Consider the following 4,853-nt stretch of genomic DNA (forward strand, 5'->3'; position numbering starts at 1 on the left):
CCTATACGAGCCTGATGGAAATCGCGCCGAGTTACGACCGCGCCGCCTTCTGGTGGAACCAGATGGCGGCGGAGGGCATCACGCCGAATGAGGCGAGTTCGCGGGTCTTCGCCAAGAAGGGCGGCCGTGTGGCGCCGCCGGCGGACGGCGGCGCCGCGCAATAGCGCGACGGGTTATAGCGTTTTCGAGCGAAGTGGTTGCCGGTTCGCGTAAAGAAAACGCGTCAAAACAAAAATCTAGATCGTTTCATTGTTTCCATGAAACAATGAAACGATCTAGCGCGAGAATTTCTTGTATTTCAGCCGGTGCGGAATGACGCTGTCAACGCCGAGACGGCGCTTCTTGTCTTCCTCGTAATCGGCGAAATTGCCCTCGAACCATTCGACATGGCTGTCGCCCTCGAAGGCCAGCATGTGGGTGGCGATGCGGTCGAGGAAGAAGCGATCATGGCTGATGATGACCGCGCAGCCGGCGTAATCGTTCAGCGCATCTTCCAGCGCGCGCAGGGTTTCGACGTCCAGATCATTGGTCGGTTCGTCGAGCAGCAGGACATTGGCGCCCTTTTTCAGCATTTTGGCGAGATGCACGCGGTTGCGCTCACCGCCCGAGAGCATGCCGACCTTTTTCTGCTGATCCGCGCCCTTGAAATTGAAGGTCGAGCAATAGCCGCGCGAATTGATCTCGCGCTTGCCGAGATAGATCACCTCATTGCCGCCGGAAATCTCTTCCCAGACCGTCTTCTTGTCGTCCAAAGCGTCGCGCGACTGGTCGACATAGCCGAGTTGCACGCTTTCGCCGATCGCGATCTCGCCGCCATCGGGCTTGTCCTGCCCGGTGATCATGCGGAAGAGCGTGGTCTTGCCGGCGCCGTTCGGGCCAATCACGCCGACAATGCCGCCGGGCGGCAGCTTGAAGGACAGGTCGTCGATCAACAGCTTGTCGGCGAAACCCTTCGACAGATGATTGAAATCGATGACGTTCTGGCCCAGGCGCTCGGCCACCGGAATGATGATCTGCGCGCTCGTCGGCGCCTTGTCGTTCTGCTTGGCGACCAGATCCTCATAGCGCTGGATACGCGCCTTGGACTTGGCCTGACGCGCCTTGGGGCTCGACGCGATCCATTCGCTTTCCGCCTCGATTGCGCGCTGGCGGGCTTCGTCCTCGCGGCCTTCCTGCGCGAGGCGTTTCTGCTTCTGCTTCAGCCAGGTCGAATAATTGCCCTCATAGGGGATGCCGCGGCCGCGATCGAGCTCCAGAATCCAGCTCGTCACATTGTCGAGGAAGTAGCGGTCGTGGGTGACGATCAGGATCGCGCCGGGATAATTGCGCAAATGGCCTTCCAGCCAGTTCACGGTTTCGGCGTCGAGATGGTTGGTCGGTTCGTCGAGCAGCAGCAGTTCCGGCTGTTCCAGCAACAGCTTGCAGAGCGCGACGCGGCGGCGCTCGCCGCCCGAGAGTTTCGACACCGCCCAATCGTCGGGCGGACAGCCGAGCGCCTCCATGGCCTGATCGACCTGGCTGTCGAGATCCCACAGGCCCTTGGCCTCGATCTCGTCCTGCAGGCTGGTCATTTCGTCCGCCGTCTCGTCCGAATAATTCATGGCGAGTTCGTTGTAGCGGTCGAGCACGGCCTTTTTCTCGGCCACGCCGAGCATCACATTGCCGCGCACGTCGAGGGTTTCGTCGAGCTTCGGCTCCTGCGGCAGATAGCCGACCCGCGCGCCCTCGGCGGCCCAGGCCTCGCCGGAGAAATCCTTGTCCGTGCCGGCCATGATGCGCAAAAGGGTCGATTTACCGGCGCCGTTGACGCCGAGAACGCCGATTTTCGCGTCCGGATAGAAGGACAAATGGACGTTATCGAGCACTTTCTTGCCGCCGGGCCAGGTTTTGGACAGGCCCTGCATGTGGTAGATGAATTGACGCGCCATGGGCGAGGAAGCTTTCCGAATTGAAGCGCCCGGGGCTCGCGCGGGCCGGGCGGAAGGTCGCTGGCGGCCTTATAAAAGATCGCCCGGCAAAGGGGAAACGGCTTTTTGCGGTCGCGGCCCTTCCGCCGGAGAACGAAAGCGGGACCGCAGGTCACAGAAAAATTCACTTTCGGCCCTAGCGTCGCTCCGGATTTGCTTTATTCAATCCCCTTGACGCCGCGCCCATTTCAGGAGCTCAGCCTTGTCCGCAGCCCTTCCCGAACGTCGCACTCCCGAGATTTTCCCGGCCGATACGCGCCGCGCGGAGCCGCACATTCCCTGGGCCGGCGAAGCCGCGCCGCCGCCCGCCCGTCCCGCGCCCGCCACCGTCTCCTCGAGCGAAGCGGGATTCGAGACCGACGCGCCGGCGGCGGCGGCGAGCGCCTTTTTCGCGCCGCAGACGCAAGCGCTGCTCGACCGATTGGCCGATCTACTGCGCCGGCCCGACGCGCCCTCGCCTTTCGCCATCGGCCTGACCGCGCGGGCGGGCGCCGGCAAGACCAGCGCGCTCAACTGGCTGGCCGACAAGCTGGCCGGCTCCGGAACGACCGCCGTCGTTACGCTGAAGGCGTCCGAGCTCGCCGGCGAGCCCGAGCGCGCGCTCGCCGCCGCGCTTTATCGCACCCTGTCGTCGCGCCATGGCGCCTTGGCGCAGGAGGCGGCCCAGGAAGGCGCCCATTTCGGCGCCGATCCGGCCACCCTCGCCCGGATCGCCCAGGAGCGCCTCGACAGCGTGCGCCGCAAGCTGGTCTCGGAAAAACAGGCGCTCGCCCAGACCGAAACTCGCCGCGCGGCCCTGAAGGAAACCCTGCTCTATGACACACCCGGCACCCGCGTCGACGCTTATGCGCGCAAGGTGCGCAGCGCCGTCGAGCCGCGGCTGCGCCGGTTCGGCTTCAACGGCGAACCGCTCGGCGTGTTCAAGGACCTGACCCGCGACGTCAATGAGAACAGCGGCCTGATCCGGCGCGCGTTGACCGGCCTGCGCGCTCTTTACGCCTATCGCGGCCAGACGCGCCTGCTGGTCTGGTCGGCGCTGAGCTTCGCCGCCAATCGCGGCGTGACATGGCTGGCGCTGAACAAGGCGGTCTGGCTGGGCGTGATCGCCAGCGCCGGGTCGATCGGCGTGCAGACCAGCGATTTCCTGCAAGGCCGGCTCGACTGGTTGCCGATGGTGGCGCAAGGCTTCGCTCTGATCGCTTTGGCGCTACTCGGCCTCAATATCTGGCGCGCCTTCGATTTCATGCAGCCGCTGGTTCACGCCGCCGGCCTGCTGGACGAGGATGTCGCGGCCAAGCGCCACGAGATCGACCAGAATGTCGCGCATCACGCCCGCAATGTGGAGCGGCTGGGCGTCGAGGCCGACGCCTTGGCCCGCAAGGCCGAGGAAGCCGAACGGCGCGCCGCCGGGGCGAATCGCAATCCGCCGGCTTTCATGGAATCCGACGAGGCCGCCCAGAAGCGCGCCGCCGCGCTCGGCTTTCTGGAATCGCTGTCCGATCTGCTGACGCGCGGGACCATCGCCGGCGCGCCGCGCAAGGTGGCGGTCGCGGTGGACGGTTTCGAGAGCGTGAGCGCCCCCGCCGCCTTGTTCACCCGGATCAACGACCTGCTGGCGCGGCCGGGCCTGGTCGCGGTTTACGCGCTGGATTCGCGGCTGTTCGACGCCGCGCCGGGCGCCCTCGCCCGCCAGATCCAGCTCCCGCTGCGGCTCGATGTCGACGATGGGCGCGAACCGGTCGCGCTGGCGCCGCTCGACGCGCCGTTCTCGCCGCTGGAAACGCGCCTCGCCGCCGCGCTCGCGCCTTTGGCGGGCGACAGCCCGCGCGCGCAAAAGCGCCTGCGCAATCTGCTGCGCTTCCTGCGCCCGGGGCCGGACGCGCATTCGGGCGTCACGGCCGCGCTGGCTTTGTTGATCGCGGCCGAAATCGGCGCCTCGCCGGCCGACCGCGAGGTTTTGGCGCGCGCTTTGGCCGATGCTTCCGCCGGCTTCGCCCCGCAAGGCTCGGCGACGCTGCAGGAGGCGCTGGCCAATGCCGCGGCCGTCGACGGGCCCATCAGCCGGGACGACGCACGGCGGGCGGCCGCGCTCGCCCGCCATGTCATGTTGGAGAACCGAGCTTAGTTAAAAGCCTTCGGTCTTGCCAATCGTCATCCCCGAAAACGGCTCGATCCAGACCAGCTTGTCGACCACTCGGGTCACGCCGGGGATGTTTTCCGCCGCGACCACCAGAGCCGGCCTCTGCCTTTCGTCGAAAATCTCGCCGGTCAGGGTCACCACGCCCTGATCGACGGTGACATCCAGGGTCTTCGGCGAGGCGAAGCCTTGGCTACGCAATTCGGCCAGCAGCTTGTCCAGAATGGCCTGATCGGTGCATTCGGCCGGGTTCGCCACCTTGGGCGCGACGGCCTTGGACAGAGCCCGCAGCAGATCGGCGCGGGTGATGATGCCGACGAGGCGGTCGCCGCTGACCACCGGCAAGCGCTTGACCTTGCGGCGCTCCATCACCTCGACCACTTCATTGATCGAAGCCGATTCGCTCACCGTGGCGACGTCGCGGGTCATCACGTCATGGACCTTACGGCCATGGCTCATCACATAGGATTCGGCGATCTCGCCCGGACCGAGAAGGAACTCGATCCAGCGCGGCTTGCGCTTGGCCGTGCCAAGTTCGGCGCGGTGCAGGAAATCGCCCTCGCTGACCAGTCCGACCAGCCGTCCGTCCGCATCGGCCACCGGCAGGCCGGAGACATGGCTATCCAGAAGCAGCGCTATGGCTTCCTCGATCGTGGCGTCGGGACCGATCGTCTTGACCGGGCTCGTCATGATGTCCGACGCAATCATTTTCGCCTCCCATTCCCGGCGGGTCCATCGACCCGCGCCTT

At 65.8% G+C, this 4,853-nt stretch carries 3 protein-coding genes; 1 reads left to right on the forward strand and 2 read right to left on the reverse strand.

Features of this window, described 5'->3' with window-relative positions:
* Positions 1 to 275 precede the first annotated feature (275 nt).
* Entirely contained in the window at positions 276 to 1,928 is a 1,653-nt protein-coding gene (gene ettA, locus ACE3S9_RS14840) for an energy-dependent translational throttle protein EttA (RefSeq protein ID WP_374547255.1), read from the reverse strand.
* Between the two features lie 241 nt (positions 1,929 to 2,169).
* On the opposite strand from ettA, the gene ACE3S9_RS14845 reads away from it, so the two are divergent.
* A complete protein-coding gene (locus ACE3S9_RS14845; RefSeq protein ID WP_374547256.1) occupies positions 2,170 to 4,092 on the forward strand; it encodes a P-loop NTPase fold protein in 1,923 nt (640 codons plus the stop codon).
* Here the strand turns inward: ACE3S9_RS14845 and ACE3S9_RS14850 are convergent.
* Positions 4,093 to 4,853, reverse strand: a 761-nt coding sequence (locus ACE3S9_RS14850; protein WP_374547257.1) for a CBS domain-containing protein, incomplete at its 5' end; no start/stop codon positions are given.

Source organism: Rhodoblastus sp., assembly GCF_041915505.1.
Lineage (GTDB): Bacteria > Pseudomonadota > Alphaproteobacteria > Rhizobiales > Beijerinckiaceae > Rhodoblastus.

Excerpts from the sequence above, each read along its gene's own strand:
- ettA (WP_374547255.1), bottom strand. The coding sequence starts at position 1,928 with ATGGCGCGTCAATTCATCTACCACATGCAGGGCCTGTCCAAAACCTGG.